Origin of the sequence: Granulicella sp. 5B5 (assembly GCF_014083945.1) — a bacterium.
GTDB lineage: Bacteria > Acidobacteriota > Terriglobia > Terriglobales > Acidobacteriaceae > Granulicella.
The window spans coordinates 2,308,928-2,324,623 of the sequence record NZ_CP046444.1; the positions used below are offsets into that span (position 1 = coordinate 2,308,928).

The following is a 15,696-nucleotide window of genomic DNA, read 5'->3' on the forward strand; positions in this document are numbered from 1 at the left end:
AGTAGAAAGGCGGTTGACCGCCTGCTACTTACTGCACGGTGAGGGTTAATGGGACGGTGTGGGTGAGGCCGTCGACGGAGCCGCTGACGATGAGGGCGTAGGTGCCGGGTGGTGTGGGGTTGGATGAGCCGGGACCGCCACTGCCGCCTGTGGGGGGGATGATGCGGTTGGCGCCGCAGCCCGTCAGCGCGGTCAGTGATGCGAGAGTGAGTGCAGCGCAGAGGGTGAGTGTGTGCCGTGTGCGGCTGCGCAGGAAGAGCGGCAGAGCTAGTGGAAGCAGCAGCGCGAGGTAGATATCGTTGGAGTGGGCTTGCGGTGCGAGTGCGGCGACTGCGATGTCGGTGACGACGGTGACGGTGAAAGGTATCGTTGTGCCGAGCTGCGCGTTGGGTGGTGCGACCGTGCAGGTGCTGTTGGTGGGGGCTCCGGTGCAGCTGAGTGCGACGCTGCCGGTGAGCGAGGCGATTGAGCTGAGCTGCATCGTGTATACGTTGGAGGAGCCCGCGGTAATGGTGGCTGAGGTTGCATTGGTGGGCGTGATGGCGAAGTCGATACCGGTGCCGGTGAGCGCGACGGACCGCGTGGCCGGGGTGGCGTTTGTGGTGAGCGTGAGAGCGCCTGTAACCGCTCCTGCTGTGGTGGGCGCGAAGAGGACGGTGTAGGTGCAGGCTCCGGCGGGTGCGAGTGTTGTGGTGCAGGAGGTCTTTGCGATGGTGAAGCCGGGGGAGATGGAGGTGTTCGCGATGGAGAGTGGCTGACCGCCGTTGTTGGTGAGGGTGACGGTCTGCGGTTGCGAGACGAGCGAGACGCCGATGTTTGAGAAAGCGAGGGTGACAGGGGTGAGTGAGACTCCCGGTGGTGCGATGCCGGTGCCGTTGAGGGTGACGGTCTGGGAGTGGAACTGGTCCGCGATGGTGAGCGTGGCGGTGCGTGGGCCGGTGGCGGTCGGTGTGAAGGTGACGCTGATGGCGCAGGTGGAGCTGGCGGCGAGGGAGTTGCCGCAGCTGTTGACGATGGCGAAGTCTCCTGCGGAAACCGAAGGAGAGATGAGGGTGAGGGCTACTCCGCCAGAGTTTGTGAGCGTGACCTGCTGCGCGGGGCTGGTGGTGTTGAGCTGCTGCTGCGCGAAGGTGAGCGCGTTGGTGGAGAGGGTGTCGGTGGCGGGGGCGTTGCCGATGCCGGTGAGCGAGGCGGTCTGCGTTCCGGCGGAGTCGGTGAGCGAGAGCGTTGCGGTGCGGGTGCCGGATGTGGTGGGAGTGAAGGTGATGGCGACGGCGCAGGCGGTGCCCGGTTGCAGCGTGGTGGTGCAGCTGTTGCCGGTGATGGTGAAGTCGGCTGCATCTGCGCCTGTGATGATGGGAGTTTGCAGGGTTGCGGTGGTGCCGCCGGTGTTGGCGATGTTGATGAACTGTGCGGGGTCGGACTGGTTGACGACGATGGCGGCGAAGGTGAGCGCCGTGGGCGTGAAGAGGACAGTGGGTGCTGTCGTGCCCGTTCCGGTGAGAGCGACGGTGGCCTGGCCGGTGGGGATGTTGGCGTAGATCGTAAGCTGGCCGGTGCGCGTGCCGGTGGTGCTGGGAGCGAAGGTGAGGGTGACGGTGCATTGAGAGCCGACGGCAAGTGTTTGCCCGGCGCAGGTGTCGGTTTCGGTGAAGTCGCCGGTGATGGCGAGTGTGGTGAGGATGGCTGGGGCGTTGCCACTGCTGGTGACGGTGAGTGTCTGTGATGCGGACTGTGTGGAGACCTGGGTTGCGGGGAAGGTGAAGCTGGTGGCTGAGAGTGTGAGCGCAGGCACGAGTGGCGAGGTTGCGGTGAGCAGCGGTGTCTGCCAGATGCCTCGGCCGTAGGTGGCGGCGCGCAACATGCCGAGTTGGCCAGTGCTAGTGGGCAGGTTGGCGGCGGCTTCGAGAGAGATCACGGGTGCGTTGGGCAGACCGGTGCCGAGGAGGCTCCAACAGTTGGTGGTGGGGCCGCAGGTTGTGATGGCCTGCGTGACGTAGACGCCGGTGTCGAGTGCGATGTAGACCGTGTTGGCGTCGTTGGGATCGACGGCGAGGCTGTTGGCGGGTGCGTCGGGCAGGTTGGCAGAGAGGTTGAGCCAGTGTGCGCCGAAGTCGGTGGAGCGGTAGAGGTGCGGGTAGCCGAAGCCCATGACGGTGGCGTAGACGGTGGCGCCGGTGGGGTCGTGCGGATCGACGGCGAGAGAGGAGATGTCGAAGCCGCCCGGGTTGAAGAGGTTGGTGTCGGAGGTGTCGTTGGTGACGGGTGAGAGTGCGGCGTCTGTCCACGTGGGCGTGGTGTTGGCATTGGCGGTGACGAAGATGTGGCCGGCGAGGGTGCTGCCGCCGTCGAGTGAGCCGCTTAGGCCTGCGTAGAGGACTGCGGAGCCGGAGAGTTGGGTGGCGCTGCTGGAGTTGCTGGGCCCACCGGCCGCGAGCGAGCGGATGAGGGGGCTGGAAGCGGTGCAGGGTGTCGCATTGTTATTGGGCGCGTCGCTGCCGTTGAGTGCGGTGCTGATGGCGTTGGTGGTGGACCAGGTTGCGCCGGAGGCTGCGGGGCCTCGCCAGACGCGGCAGGTGGCGGTGATGAGGTTGCTGGTGAGGGCGGGGTCGAGCAGCGAGGGCGGGTCGAGCAGGCTGGCGTCGTAGGCTACTTGCGCGGGACCTATTGTGGCGGGCGGGACGAAGTTGGCGGCGGTGCAGTCGCTGCCGAGCGTGCATTGTGCGAGGTTGACACCTGCGCCGATGGTGAGCGTCCAGTTGGTGGGCGTTGCGGGATCGAGGAGCGCGGTACCGCCTTCGCCAGCGGAGAGTTGCGGCCAGCCAGCCTGTGAGCTGACGGTGCTCGTTGCGGCGGAGCCGTTGGCGCCGAGGCCGGCGAGCAGGGTGTTGGGGTCGGTGGGGTGCTGGGCGAAGGAGACGACCTGGGCGAGTGAGCCGCTGAAGGTTTGGTTGAGGTTGTCGAAGTGGGTGCTGTCGGTGGCGGAGCAGACGGAGCCGGTTTCGGCGACGCCGTCGAGTGAGCGCCAGAGGCCGCCGTCGTTGCCGAGGTAGAGGATGGGTGTGCCGGTGGCGAGGGCGACTGCCGCGAGTGCGTGTTGCGCTGGCGCGACGGCGGCGGGCGCGTTGCAGCCATCGAGCGCGTTCGTGGTGTTGTGCAGCGTGCAGGTGCTGGCGTCCGCGGCCATGGAGCAACGGTATAGGTCGGTGGTGCCGACGAATAGCAGCGTGCCATTGGCGGCGGCGGGTGCGGCGCTGAGTGCCAGGTCGTAGCTGCCCTGTGCGATCTGCGTGGTGCCGGTCATGTCGAGTGCGCCGTTGTCGATGCGTGTGGCGAAGGTGGGTGCGGGCGTGGAGCAGGTGCCGGAAGCGGCGAGGCAGAGGTCCTGCCAGAGGCCCAGGTCGTTGTTGCTGGCATCGACGGTGAGGGCGTAGAGGTCGCCGGTGGCCGGCTGTGCTGTGATAACTCCGCGAAAGATAGGGCAGGATGCGCTGCCGAGTCCGTTGGTGCCGACGGGACAGTTGGCGGTGGTGAGCGCGATGCCGGGCTGGGCGAGCAGGCGCGTCCAGGTGGCGCCGTCGGGCGAGCTGTAGTAGCCGTGATTGCGGACGGCGGCGTAGAAGCGCTGGCGGAGCGCGTCCCATACGACGGAGGTGGCGGGGTTGCCGACCTGGCCGGTGCCGAGCGGTTGTGGCTGTTGCACGATGGTTGCGCCGTCGTAGATCGTGGCCATCTGCCAGGTCGCACCGGCGTCGGTGGAGTAGTAGAGGCCGGGGATGGAGGTGGTGTTGGTGGCGGCGACGATGGTTGATTGCGGCGAGGTGCTGAAGGCGGCGACGGCGAGGGTGGGCGTCGTGGTGGAGAAGGCCAGGCCCGCGGTGGCGAGGCCCGCGAAGGAGTGGTTGCCGTTGACGCCGTCGTGCGAGCCGGGGATGAGCGTCCAGGTTGCGCCGTTGTTGGTGGAGCGGAGGATGCCGAGGCCGTAGTAGGAGTCGGTGGCGTCGTTGGGGTCGCCTGTGCCTGCGAGGAGGACGGGGTTGGATTGTGGCTGCACGGCGAGAGCGCCGATGGAGAGCGTCGCTGCTGTGTCCGTGAGTGGTGCGAAGGTTGCGGCGCTGAGTGAGCCGGCGGCGTTGGTGGAGCGCCAGACGCCTCCGCCGGTGGTGCCGACGTAGAGTGTGTTGCCGGTGGTGTCGTTGGGGTCGGCGGCGAGCGCGGTGATGCGGCCGGTGAGATTGCCGAAGGTGAGCGAGTCGATCGACGACGGGCCGAGCGGCTGCCAGGCGGCGGTGAGGCTTACGGGCTGGCTGGCTGCTTGCGGCATCGCGGTGCTCTGTTTACGCGCGTTGAGAAGCGCGGCGGCTGCGCTGACATTGGGACTGGCTGTGGTGCGCTGGGCGAGGAAGCGTTCGGCGCGCTGCTGCTGCGCGAGTGAGAGCGGTGCTGTCGCGAGCAGCGAGAGCAGGGTGAAGGCACGGAGTTGGGGGCTCGCGAAACGGCTCTGCGGCAAGCTGGGTCCTGATAATTCAACGGCAAGTTCCGCACCCATAGTAGGGTTTATCGGATCCAGCCGGCGTAGAGATGAGGGTTCCTGCGCTGGATTCTATAAGAATGCGCCGCGGTGTGGAAGCAGCACTACATTCCTATGGCGATGAAGGCGCAGATGGCGGCGGCGGCGAGAGCGACGACGCGGAGACGGTGGAGCGTGTCCCACTTGCCGTGGTCGCGCTTGGACTGCTCGGAGATAGCGCCTTCGAGCTGCATCATGCGGTTGTTGATGGGCACGAGGATGAGGACGGTCATCAGGATGGTGAGAGCCCAGAGTGTTACGGCGGTGTAAAGCAGTGCGGCGTTTGGTTGTTGACGGCGGAAGACGCTTTCCGTGATGAGCAGCAGCAGGTTGAAGCCGTACCAGAACGGCATGGCGCCGCCGAGGCGCTTTGCGAAGTCACGCATGAGATGCGCCTGCGTGAGCGGGTCGAGACGGTCGAGGATGGGGTTGATGAAGACGGAGACGCAGAACTCAACGCCGATGAGCATGCCGATGGAGAGTGTGGTGATGAGGTCGAGGATGAACATGCGCGCTCCTTCTTCTGCGGTTAGATACGCGGAGAAGCGCCGCCGGTTCCCTTGATGGACCGGATTTCAGCAGCGGATGATGTTGGGGGCGGTGAGGCCGCGGGTGGCGTTGCGGGTGTCGATGAAGAGCTTGCTGGCGGCGACAAGAGCGGGGATGTCGTAGGCGCTGTGGTCGGTGGCGAGCAGGACACAGTCGAAGGTGGGGACTTCGGTGAGCGGCGTGGAGGCGGTCTGCAAGGCGTAGTGGCGCCCGATGCCGACCTGCGGGAAGTAGGGGTCGTTGTAGGCGACGTGCGCGCCAGCGTGCTGCAGCAGGCCGAAGAGCGTGAGCGCGGGGGACTCGCGCAGGTCGTCGACGTCGCGCTTGTAGGCGATGCCGAGGATGAGGACGCGTTTGCCTTCGAGGGAGCCTAGTGCCTTGCGGATGGTTTCGACGACGAAGGCGGGCATGGACTCGTTCACTTCGCCGGCGAGCTCGATAAAGCGCGTGGGCTGATTGAACTGCTTGGCGCGCCAACTGAGGTAGAAAGGGTCGACGGGGATGCAGTGGCCGCCGATGCCGGGGCCGGGATAGAAGGGTTGAAAGCCGAAGGGCTTGGTGGAGGCCGCGTCGATGACCTCCCAGATGTCGATGCCCATGGCGAGGCAGAGCTGCTTGAGCTCATTGACGAGGGCGATGTTGACGCTGCGGTAGATGTTCTCGAGCAGCTTGGTCATCTCGGCTGCGTCGGGTGAGGACATGGAGACGGTGCGGTCGAAGATGGCGCCGTAGAGCGCAGCGGCGGCTGCGGTGGCGGTGGGGCTGGTGCCGCCGACTACCTTGGGAATGGCGTGGCGTGGCGTTGTGGTGTTGCCGGGGTCTTCGCGCTCGGGGCTGAAGGCGAGAAGGCAGTGGGTAGACAGTGGTGCGGAGACACTAGAGTCTCCGGCCGAGATGACAGCTTCTTTTGCCGTCTCGCGGTGCACCGGTGTTGGGCCGAGACGTTCGAGGATGGGTAGGACGAGCTCGGTGGTGGTGCCGGGATAGGTGGTGGATTCGAGGACGATGAGCTGGCCGGGATGCGTGTGCGGTGCGACGGCTTCGACGGTGCTCTGCACGTAGCTGAGGTCGGGCTCATGCTCGTGCTCCGTGCCCACGCCGAGCGGTGTGGGCACGCAGATGAGGACTGCGTCGCAGTCCTGGAGGAGAGCGAAGTCCGTGGTGGCGGTGAAGCCTGCGGCGCGCGCGGCAGCGATGTCGGCTGATGGGATACGGTGGATGTAGCTGATGCCGTCGTTGAGGCTGCCGACCTTCTTCTGGTCGATGTCGAAGCCGGTGACGTGGAAGCCGGCTTCGCTGAAGAGCAGCGTGAGCGGCAGGCCCACATAGCCGAGGCCGATGATGGCGATGTGTGTCTGGCGCGATTCGACGCGCTCGATCCATTCAGCCAGAGTATGTAGACGTGCCATGCTTCGTGCCAATCTCCTGCGATGACGATACGTGCGCAGGGCCTCTAACCGGGCTGTCTGCGATGAGTGCGTCTCTTCAGATGCGTGTCGTTAGCGTTGCGATGCGGTGAGAAGGGGAGAGAGCAGGGTGCGATAGTAGTCGACGGTGTGGGCGAGGCCTTCGCGCACGGTAATACGCGGAGAGTAGCCGAAGGCCTCGCGCGCGGCGGTGACGTCGGCGAGGGACATGCGGATGTCTCCGGGGCGCGGATCGGTGTAGGTGGGTTGCCGGGTGTAGCCGGTGAGCTCGGCGAGGATGCGATAGATGGAGTTGAGGGTGATGTGGTCGCCGCAGGCCACGTTGAAGACGCGGCCAAAGATTCGATTGCCGCGCTCGGAGGGGGCTTCGAGTGCTAGCAGGTTCGCGCTGACGGCGTTGTCGATGTAGGTGAAGTCGCGTGACTGCTCGCCATCGCCCTGGATGCTGCAGGGCTCGTTGCGGAGCATGCTGAGTGCGAACTTGGCGATGACGCCGGAGTACTGCGAGTCGGGCACCTGGCGTGGGCCGAAGATGTTGAAGTAGCGCAGGCAGACGGTCTCCATGCCGTAGATCTGCGCGTAGGACTGCATGTAGAGCTCGCCGGCGAGTTTTTGCACGGGGTAGGGGGCGATGGGGGCGGGCTTCATCGTCTCCACGCGCGGGAAGCCGGGTTGGTTGCCGTAGGCGGAGCTGCTGGCCGCGTAGAGCACGCGCTTGATGCCAGCGGCGCGCGCGCCTTCGAGCAGGTTGAAGGTGCCGTCGAGGTTGGCGTTGTGGCTGGGCCGGGGCTCCTTGACGCTGCGCGGTACGCTGGGCAGCGCGCCCTGGTGCAGGATGGCGTCGACGCCGCGGCAGGCGCTGGCGATGGCGGCTGCGTCGGCGAGGTCGGCTTCGATGAAGTCGACGCCCTGGGGGATATTGGCGAGCTTGCCGGTGCTCAGGTTGTCGTAACCGCGCACGCTATGGCCGCGCGCGAGGAGGGCCTCCGCGAGGTGCGAGCCGATGAAGCCTGCGACTCCGGTGATGAGATAGGTTGCCAAGTGTTCAGTGTAGCGCGGGTACCCACCCCCTCCCCCCATACTTTTCCGGGGTTTGATCTTTGAAATCAATGAGTTGGTGCTTTGCTAACGGGCAAGATATTGATTTCAAGTGGGTTGCGGTCAAGATCTTCAAACGAAGCAGGTTATGGACTACCGGCGAAGCTCCTGTTGCGTGAAAATCAGTGGGCTATCTTCAGTATAGACTTGCGAAACCTGGGAATGTGTATGTTTATTGCTTTTGGAATGAGGTGGTTAGAGCGAGAAGGCCTTGACAGTAGCGCAGGTGCCGGGGGGCGGCTGCCGATGTATTTTGGCCGTGTACCGACGACGAAGCTGGCACCTGCGATGGAACTAGCGGAGAAGAGCGGGGTCCATTCTCCGAATGAGAGCGCGAGCGTGTGGCAGAGAGAGTGATCCAATAACCGCGCCGAGACGTTAGAAGGTCTCCATCGTGAAGTCGATGACCTTGTTCATCTGTTCATCGAATTTACTGATGGACTTGGACTTGGAGGTGCGCTCGCGGAAGGTGACCCAGACGCGGTAGTCGGTGTTGCCGTTGAGGCGGCGGAAGCGGTAGCGGCCGTCCTGGCCGGTGATGTAGGAGACGATGTTGGGGGTGTCGCCCTCCTGCAGCTTGACCACGGCACCGCGCAGAGGCTCGTGCTGGTGGTCGGTGACGGTGCCGGAGAGTTCGCGAGTGCGTGGATTGACGCCGATCTGCGCGAAGAGCGCGGGGGCGCAGAGCAAAGCGGCGAAAAGTGCTAGCTTCGGTACGGCTTGCGGCATGGGAGCCCTCTGAGGTGCCTTATGGAAGTATGACGCACACTCCCCCCAAACGATTGTGACCGAGGTCATGGAATCTTCGGGAAGATGTGATGATTCAGGCTGCCGCTGATATGTACCGATCAGTATATGTGGCCGAGGATGGGGTGTGGCTCGTAGGGCTCTTCGAGGCGCTTGATCTCGTCCGGGGTGAGCTTGAGCTCGAGTGCGGTTAGGGCGTCCTCCAACTGATAGAGCTTGCTGGCGCCGATAATGGGCGCGGAGACGACGGGCTTGGCGAGCATCCAGGCGAGGGCGACCTGCGCGGGCTTGGCGTGGCGCTCGGCGGCGATCTCGATGAGGCGGTCGACGACGGTGAAGTCGGAGTCGCGGTAGTAGAGGCTGTGGGCGAAGTCGTCGGTCTTGGCGCGCACGGTCTCGGATTTGCCGTCGCTGCGTTTGCGCGAACCGGTGAGGAAGCCGCGGGCGAGCGGCGACCATGGGATGCAGCCGACTTTCTGGTCGAGGCAGAGCGGGATCATCTCTCGCTCTTCTTCGCGGTAGACGAGGTTGTAATGGTTCTGCATCGTCACAAAGCGAGACAGCCGGTTTGTTGCCTGAAAGTTGAGGAGCTTGAGGAACTGCCAGGCGTACATACTGCTGGCGCCGAGGTAGAGGGCCTTGCCGGCCTTGACGACGTCGTGAAGAGCCTCGCAGGTTTCCTCGATGGGGGTGTTGGGGTCGAAGCGGTGGATCTGGTAGAGGTCGACGTAGTCGACGCCGAGGCGCTTGAGCGAGGCGTCGATGGAGGCCATGATGTGCTTGCGCGAGAGGCCTTGGTCGTTGGGCGCGGACGACATGGGGTTGAAGACCTTGGTCGCAATGACGAGCTCTTCGCGGCGTGGCTGGAACTCGCGGAGGAGCTTGCCGGTGAGGACCTCGCTCTCGCCGACGGAGTACATGTCAGCGGTGTCGAAGAAGTTGATGCCGGCTTCGATGGCGCGCTGGATGATGGGGCGGGTCTCGTCCTCTTCGAGGACCCACTCGCGCCATTTTTTGCTGCCGTAGGTCATCATGCCGAGGCAGATAGGCGAGACCTTCATGCCGGTGTGGCCGAGGCGGACGGTGTGTATGGGGGCGGGGACGACGGGCGCAGTCGGTGCAGAGCTCATAGATTAGATTGGACGCGCGCGGGGCGGTTGAGGTTCAGGATAGAGGATGCACGCCTGGAGCTGGCCGCAATGCGGCACACGCAGGAAGGCCCCGCTCCCGGTAAAGCGGAGGGACGGGGCCTTCGTAGGTTACTGTTGCGGTCCGGCGGAGAGACGGAGGTCGCGCGAGGAGGAGCCGACGCTGACCTTGGCCGTGCCGGCGCGCTGCCAGGAGCTCGTGGCGGTGGACCAGTACTCGAGTGAGCGGGCGGCGACGTGCAGGATGACGGTCTTCGATTCGCCGGGCGCGAGCGAGACGCGGACGAAGGCGGCGAGTTTACGAGGAGCGAACTGCGCACCTGCGGGCGGTTTTTGGGGGGCGCCGAGGTAGACCTGTGGGACTTCGTCGCCGGCAACCTTGCCGGTGTTGCGCAGGGTGACGGTGACGTCGAGGCCGTGGCTGGCGCTGGGCTCAACCTTCAGGCCGGAGTAGGCGAAGGTGGTGTAGGAGAGGCCGTAGCCGAAGGGAAAGAGCGGCTGGATGTGTTGCGCGTCGAACCAGCGGTAGCCGATGTCGACGCCTTCGGAGAAGGTGGTCTTGCCGTCGACGCCTTTGGCGGAGCGCTCAGGGTGAGCTGGGTCGGTGGCAGGGTAGTCTTCGAGGCGCGTGGCCCAGGTGACGGGTAGGCGACCTGCGGGGTCTGCTTTACCGAGCAGTACATTTGCCGTGGACCAGCCGCCTTCGTCTCCGGGCCACCACATTTCGAGCACGGCTTTGACCTTGTAGAGCCAGGGCATCGCGACGGGCTGGCTGGTGTTGAGGACGACGATAGTGTTGGGATTGACGGCGGCGACCTCCTCGACGAGCTTGTCCTGATCGCCGGGGAGGTGGAAGGCGGGCTTGCCGCGCGTCCAGACGAAGACGACGGCGGTGTGCGCGTGGCGGGCGGCGTCGATGGCTTGCTGGTGCGCGGCGGTGCGGGCTTCGGGAGTCATCCAGTTCAGGCGGATCTGTTCGGGATGGTTGGAGGTGTCGCCGGTGGAGGTGACCTCGATGGTGTGCGGGCCGGCGGTGAGCTGGATGGCGCGGCGGACGTTGTCGAGGCCGTCGGTGGTGGGGAGGACGTTGTCCTGGGTAGGGTGCTGGATATCGCCGTGGACCGCGCCCTTGGTGGCGCCGGTGCGCCCGAGTTCCTTGCCGTCGACCGAGAGCACGCCGCGTGCGCCGAGGACCTGTAGATAGAGCCAGTAGTCACCCGCGGTGGGTACGGTGAGCGTGCCGTGCCACGTCGCTTCTGTATTGGGCGAAAGAGACTTGCCGTTCTTTGCGGTGAAGTCGAGCGTGGCGTCGGTGGTGGTCTTGCTGCCGACGGTACGCGCGAGGCCGGGCTTGCCGCCGTGCGAGAGCATGGCGGCGGGGATGGGGGCGCCCGTCATGTCGTCATTGACGGCAAAGGCGATTTTGGCTGTGGGGTCGAGTTTGCGGAGGGCTTCGAGCGGGCCAACCTGGCGGGAGGTGAGGCCGCCGGAGCGCTCGCCGAAGGTGCCGATGGCGTCGACCTGGCCGGCGGTGGGGCCGATGAGTGCGAGCGAGTCGAGGTCCGCGTGGCGAAGGGGGAGCGTTGCGTCGTCGTTTTTGAGCAATACGGCGGCGTCTTCGGCGGTCTTGCGGATGACGGCGGCGTTCTCTTCGATGTCCTGCGGGGTGATGTTGTGTTTCTGCTTGCCATCGAGGTAGCCGAAGCGGTCCATTTCGTAGAGCACGCGGCGGGCGGCGGCGTTGACGGTGGCTTCGGTGACGGTGCCGTTTTTAATGGCTTCGCCGAGCGAGGTGTGGTCGTTGTCGCGGGGGAAGGCGTTCAGGTCCATAGTGGCTTGATTGGGTTCTTCAGGGATGGTGCCGCCCAACATGCCGGCGAGGGCGGCCACATTGGGCTTGGTGATCTCGCTATTGAGGGGCTTGGTGGCGTAGAAGGTGTTCATCATGCCGGCAAAGGGGCTGTCGGGCGGCGGCAGGCCGGGCATCTCCATGTCGAGGCCCTGGTTGATGAAGAGTGCGCTGTGCACGGCGCCCCAGTCGGAGGTGACGAAGCCCTTGAAGCCGAGCTGGCCTTTGAGGATGGTCTTGAGGGTGTCCGGGTTGCCGCAGGCGAAGGGGCCGTTGAGGCGGTTGTAGGAGCACATGATGGACGAGACGCCGGCGCGGACGGCCTCGTCGAAGGGCGCAGCGTAGACCTCATGCAGGGTCTGCGGGTCGATGAAGACGTTGTAGGCGTCGGTGTCGTAACCGACGTAGTGTTTGGCCTGGGCCATGACGTCCTGCGCCTGCGCGCCACGGATCTCGGCGGCGCCCATCTGGCCGGTGAGGTAGGGGTCTTCGCCGAAGGTGTTGTAACCGCGCGCGAAGGTGATGTCGCGGTCAATGTTGATGAAGGGTTGAAGAACGACGTCGATGCCGAGCGAGCGGGCTTCGCGGCCGATCACTTCGCCATTGGCCTGCGCGTCCTTGACGGAGAAGGTGGCGGCGACGCCCATGGTGGCGGTCTCGGCCTGCGCGGGCACGCGGGTGAGCAGGCCCGGAGGCCCGTCGGCGAAGCGCAGCGATGGAACATGCAGGCGCGGGACGCCGGGCAGATAGCCGGCCTGGCCCTGGTAAACGCTGGGGTCTTCGACGCCTCCGCGGATGAGATTGACCTTCTCTTCGAGGGTCATCTGCTGCAAGAGCTTATCGATGCGGGCTTCGTTGGCGTGTTCGGGCGGCACGGCCTGCGCGTGGGCAAGACCGGCAGCAAGCGTGAGAGACAGGCCGCAGAGGCTGGCGGCAAGGAAGCGGGGCGATAACAAGGACATGAAAGCTCTCCTATTGTCCTGAACGGGGCGCGTTGGTGCGCTGTTCGTTTGACGACACGTCATGCTAGAGCATGAAGGCAAACGTTGTCTTGAAGAAGAGGAGAATGGGCGCAAGAGAGCTGACTAGGCCGTTTGTGCGGGGCTGGGTTGTGGTGGTTTAACTTGCCTGACCGGAGAAACTATTTGATCCGTCACGCCAGAGGCATTTTCCCTGTACACTCGGACTCTTCCACCAAAACGGTAATTTTACTGTTGCAGGTGGCTGCACTACGAGGTCTTATGCGCTCTGAGGTTATTTTTCGTGCAAGCGAAGCTATCGGCAATCGCTACAAACTCTGTCAAACGGTCGCCAAGGCCACACGCCGTCTGCATATCGGGACGCAGGAGATGACCCACACCATCAATAACGCTTTCGTGAGAATCGCTGCTGGCGCAAACCAGCCGCCGGTGCCCGAAGCTGTCTAGTGGTGTGCGGGAGGCAAACGATCTTCTGAAATACATGAGGAGCTTGAGTAATAGAAGTAGCCAGGCCTTTTGTGGAAACGGATCGCGAGCTACTTCTGCCGGAGTCCGGACCAGCTCTCGCTGACGAGAATGCTGTTGCCGGGGTTCCGGGGGTCGTAGCGGACCTGGATAGGCTGATCGATGCGGAAGCCGAGGACGCGGTCGGCGAGGTGGGAGACGTCCTGCGCACAGTTGTAGGTGACGCCGGCAAGGCGGTAGCTGTAGACCAGCACCTCCGGCGTGGGTGAGAAGGAGTCCTCGCCATTAAGGGTGCGGGCGTCTACGATGACACCGTCACAGATGCGTCCCATGATGGCGACCCGCTCGCGGCGATAGTGCTCGATCTCTTCGGCCGTGGGTCTGCGCCAGCGGATGAACAGCCACACCAGCAGACCCAGCACAAGGACGCTCAGTAGAACCGCGGCGATGAGGCGTGGGTCTCGGTCGTGCAATAGCTGCTTAAGATGGTCTACGGTCGAGGTCACGGAGATGGTGCCCCTAGAATAGCGCAGAGTGCGTAACGGTCTATGAAACGGGGGTGAGGGTGAGCCTCGCGTGGTTCCGGGCCGGCTGCGAAGGCTATACTGCGCTTTGCGAGGAAAGATGAAAGCAACCGAACACAAGGGCGGACACCCGCTCGATTTAGGCGAAGGCCGCCGGGTGCGGTCGACGACGGTGATCTGCGTGCGCCGCGGCAATAGCGTGGTGATGGCGGCGGACGGGCAGGTGACGCTGGGGTCGACGGTGATGAAGCACTCCGCCAAGAAGCTGCGGCGGCTGTACAACGAGAAGATTCTGGCGGGGTTTGCGGGGTCTACAGCGGATGCGTTCAGTTTGTTCACGCGGTTCGAAGCCAAGCTGGAGCAGTATGGTGGCAATCTCGGGCGCAGCGCGGTGGAACTGGCGAAAGAGTGGCGGACGGACAAGCTGCTGCGGCAGCTGCAGGCGCTGCTGATCGTGGCCGATACGAAGCAGATGTTTCTGCTGTCGGGCGACGGCGACGTGATCGAGCCGGACCCGGTGGCGGACGGTATTATCGCGACAATCGGCTCGGGCGGCAGCTTTGCGCAGGCCGCCGCGACCGCGCTGATGGAGAACACGCAGATGACCGCGCGCGAGATCGTGGAGAAGAGCATGAAGATCGCCGCGGAGATCTGTATCTATTCGAATGAGAGTGTCACGATTGAAGAGTTGAGGGCGGAGTAGATGGCGATTTATCTGCCGGGAACGGCTGAGGATCAGGCGCTGGCGTTGGAGGAGATGACGCCGCGCCAGATTGTGGCGGAGCTCGATAAATATGTCGTGGGGCAGGCTGCTGCGAAGCGGGCCGTGGCCATTGCGCTGCGCAACCGCACGCGGCGGCAACGGCTGCCGCCGGAGATGGCCGAAGAGATCATGCCGAAGAACATCCTGATGATCGGATCGACCGGCGTGGGCAAAACGGAGATCGCGCGCAGGCTGGCGAAGCTGACGAACTCGCCGTTCCTGAAGGTGGAGGCGTCGAAGTTTACCGAGGTCGGCTACGTGGGGCGCGATGTCGAGAGCATGGTGCGCGACCTGGTGGAGATCGCCATCGACATGGTGCGCGAGGAGAAGCTCGAAGAGGTGGAGGACCGCGCGGAGTTTGCAGCCGAAGAGAAGCTGATTGAGCTGCTGTTGCAGGGTGGAGGTGCGCAGGTCGCCTTAGCCGACGAACAAGCTGTCAGCGAAGATGGAGTGCCGCAGGTTATAGATGCTGCGAAGGTCCTAGAGCTCGTGCCGGAGGCGGAGAAGGTGGTGTCGATTGATGCCGCTCCGAAGGCGGCGAGCGAGGCGGAACGGCAGCGTGAGCGCGAGCGGCTGCTACAGCAGTTTCGCGAAGGCAAGCTGGACGACCGCATGGTGGAGCTGGAGATGCGCGACCGCAGCCAGCCGCAGGTGGAGATCATCAGCAATATACCCGAGGACCTGGATGCTGGCGGACCGAAAGACACTGGCGGGGCTCGGGAGCCGGGCAGTGGCAAGGATGTTGAGGGCATCCGGGAGATGCTGGCCGGGATGTTCGGGCAGCGCACGCGGCGCAGGACGATGAAGGTCGCCGATGCGTTCGACTACCTAGTGCAGGAGGAAGAGGGCCGCCTGCTGGACATGGAACAGGTGACGCGCGTGGCGGTGGAGCGCGTGGAGGAGTCTGGGATTGTGTTTCTCGACGAGATCGACAAGATCGCCGGCCGCGAGGGTGGGCATGGGCCGGACATCAGCCGCGAGGGCGTGCAGCGCGATATCCTGCCGATCGTGGAAGGCACGACGGTCAGCACAAAGTATGGTTTTGTGGCGACCGATCACATTCTGTTTATCGCGGCGGGCGCGTTCCATGTGTCGAAGCCGAGCGACCTGATCCCCGAGCTGCAGGGGCGGTTCCCGATCCGCGTGGAGCTGAAGGCGTTGACGGTGGAGGACTTTCTGCGCATCCTGACGGAGCCGCGCGCGAGCCTGATGAAGCAGTCGGTGGCGCTGCTGGAGACGGAAGGGCTGACGCTGGAGTTTGCTCCGGAGGCTCTGGAAGAGATGGCGCGGTTTGCGTTTGAGGTGAACGAGTCGACGGAGAACATCGGCGCGCGGCGGCTGCACACCATCATGGAGCGCGTGCTGGATGAGATCAGCTTCGAGGCACCGGACATCGCGAAGGCCGCCGATGAAGGGCGTTTTCCGCCGGAGCTGCCACCGGTGGTGATGCGCGACGTGGATAAGGCCGGCGAGCGCGTGGTGCAGAAAGTTATTGTGGTTGACCGCGCGTATGTACAGAAGCAGGTCGCCAGCATCGTGAAGAACCAGGACCTGAGCCGGTACATTTTGTAGCAGT

11 protein-coding genes are annotated in these 15,696 nt (G+C 64.5%); 3 read left to right on the forward strand and 8 right to left on the reverse strand.

Translation table 11 applies throughout. The features are described from left to right. Window positions 1-28 precede the first annotated feature (28 nt). From GOB94_RS09705 to GOB94_RS09735, 7 genes are all read right to left on the reverse strand, one after another. A complete protein-coding gene (locus tag GOB94_RS09705) occupies window positions 29-4,510 on the reverse strand; it encodes a choice-of-anchor D domain-containing protein (RefSeq protein WP_255483820.1) in 4,482 nt (1,493 codons plus the stop codon). A gap of 125 nt (window positions 4,511-4,635) precedes the next feature. After that, window positions 4,636-5,079 (reverse strand): DUF1772 domain-containing protein, encoded by a 444-nt coding sequence (locus GOB94_RS09710; protein ID WP_182275738.1) that lies wholly within the window; start codon window positions 5,077-5,079, stop codon window positions 4,636-4,638. Window positions 5,080-5,145: 66 nt separating this feature from the next. Beyond that, window positions 5,146-6,528: a nucleotide sugar dehydrogenase gene (locus GOB94_RS09715; RefSeq protein WP_182275739.1), complete on the reverse strand. Its 1,383-nt coding sequence runs from the start codon at window positions 6,526-6,528 to the stop codon at window positions 5,146-5,148. A gap of 90 nt (window positions 6,529-6,618) precedes the next feature. Beyond that, window positions 6,619-7,587: an NAD-dependent epimerase/dehydratase family protein gene (locus GOB94_RS09720; RefSeq protein WP_182275740.1), complete on the reverse strand. Its 969-nt coding sequence runs from the start codon at window positions 7,585-7,587 to the stop codon at window positions 6,619-6,621. A 435-nt stretch (window positions 7,588-8,022) separates the two neighbouring features. Next, entirely contained in the window at window positions 8,023-8,373 is a 351-nt protein-coding gene (locus GOB94_RS09725) for a carboxypeptidase-like regulatory domain-containing protein (protein ID WP_182275741.1), read from the reverse strand. A 119-nt stretch (window positions 8,374-8,492) separates the two neighbouring features. Further along, window positions 8,493-9,521 carry an aldo/keto reductase gene (locus GOB94_RS09730; protein ID WP_182275742.1) on the reverse strand — a complete coding sequence of 343 codons (1,029 nt, stop codon included), beginning with the start codon at window positions 9,519-9,521 and terminating at the stop codon, window positions 8,493-8,495. Window positions 9,522-9,650: 129 nt separating this feature from the next. Then, window positions 9,651-12,350 carry a glycoside hydrolase family 3 C-terminal domain-containing protein gene (locus tag GOB94_RS09735; protein WP_182275743.1) on the reverse strand — a complete coding sequence of 900 codons (2,700 nt, stop codon included), beginning with the start codon at window positions 12,348-12,350 and terminating at the stop codon, window positions 9,651-9,653. Between the two features lie 279 nt (window positions 12,351-12,629). Here GOB94_RS09735 and GOB94_RS09740 point away from each other — a divergent pair, with 279 nt between their 5' ends. Further along, window positions 12,630-12,815 (forward strand): DNA-directed RNA polymerase subunit omega, encoded by a 186-nt coding sequence (locus GOB94_RS09740; RefSeq protein ID WP_182275744.1) that lies wholly within the window; start codon window positions 12,630-12,632, stop codon window positions 12,813-12,815. 89 nt (window positions 12,816-12,904) lie between these two features. Here the strand turns inward: GOB94_RS09740 and GOB94_RS09745 are convergent, their stop codons facing one another. After that, window positions 12,905-13,339, reverse strand: a complete 435-nt coding sequence (locus tag GOB94_RS09745) for a DUF3592 domain-containing protein (RefSeq protein WP_182275745.1) — start codon at window positions 13,337-13,339, stop codon at window positions 12,905-12,907. A gap of 223 nt (window positions 13,340-13,562) precedes the next feature. On the opposite strand from GOB94_RS09745, the gene hslV reads away from it, so the two are divergent. Next, window positions 13,563-14,060, forward strand: coding sequence for an ATP-dependent protease subunit HslV (hslV, locus tag GOB94_RS09750; protein ID WP_255484410.1), 498 nt, complete (start codon window positions 13,563-13,565; stop codon window positions 14,058-14,060). Continuing rightward, complete coding sequence (hslU, locus tag GOB94_RS09755) at window positions 14,061-15,692, forward strand: ATP-dependent protease ATPase subunit HslU (protein WP_182275747.1); 1,632 nt, start codon at window positions 14,061-14,063, stop codon at window positions 15,690-15,692. Window positions 15,693-15,696 lie beyond the last annotated feature (4 nt).

Coding starts and splice junctions, on each gene's coding strand:
- GOB94_RS09710 (WP_182275738.1), bottom strand. CDS start 5,079: ATGTTCATCCTCGACCTCATCACCACACTCTCCATCGGCATGCTCATC.
- GOB94_RS09715 (WP_182275739.1), bottom strand. CDS start 6,528: ATGGCACGTCTACATACTCTGGCTGAATGGATCGAGCGCGTCGAATCG.
- GOB94_RS09725 (WP_182275741.1), bottom strand. CDS start 8,373: ATGCCGCAAGCCGTACCGAAGCTAGCACTTTTCGCCGCTTTGCTCTGC.
- GOB94_RS09730 (WP_182275742.1), bottom strand. CDS start 9,521: ATGAGCTCTGCACCGACTGCGCCCGTCGTCCCCGCCCCCATACACACC.
- GOB94_RS09735 (WP_182275743.1), bottom strand. CDS start 12,350: ATGTCCTTGTTATCGCCCCGCTTCCTTGCCGCCAGCCTCTGCGGCCTG.
- GOB94_RS09740 (WP_182275744.1), top strand. CDS start 12,630: ATGCGCTCTGAGGTTATTTTTCGTGCAAGCGAAGCTATCGGCAATCGC.
- hslV (WP_255484410.1), top strand. CDS start 13,563: ATGGCGGCGGACGGGCAGGTGACGCTGGGGTCGACGGTGATGAAGCAC.
- hslU (WP_182275747.1), top strand. CDS start 14,061: ATGGCGATTTATCTGCCGGGAACGGCTGAGGATCAGGCGCTGGCGTTG.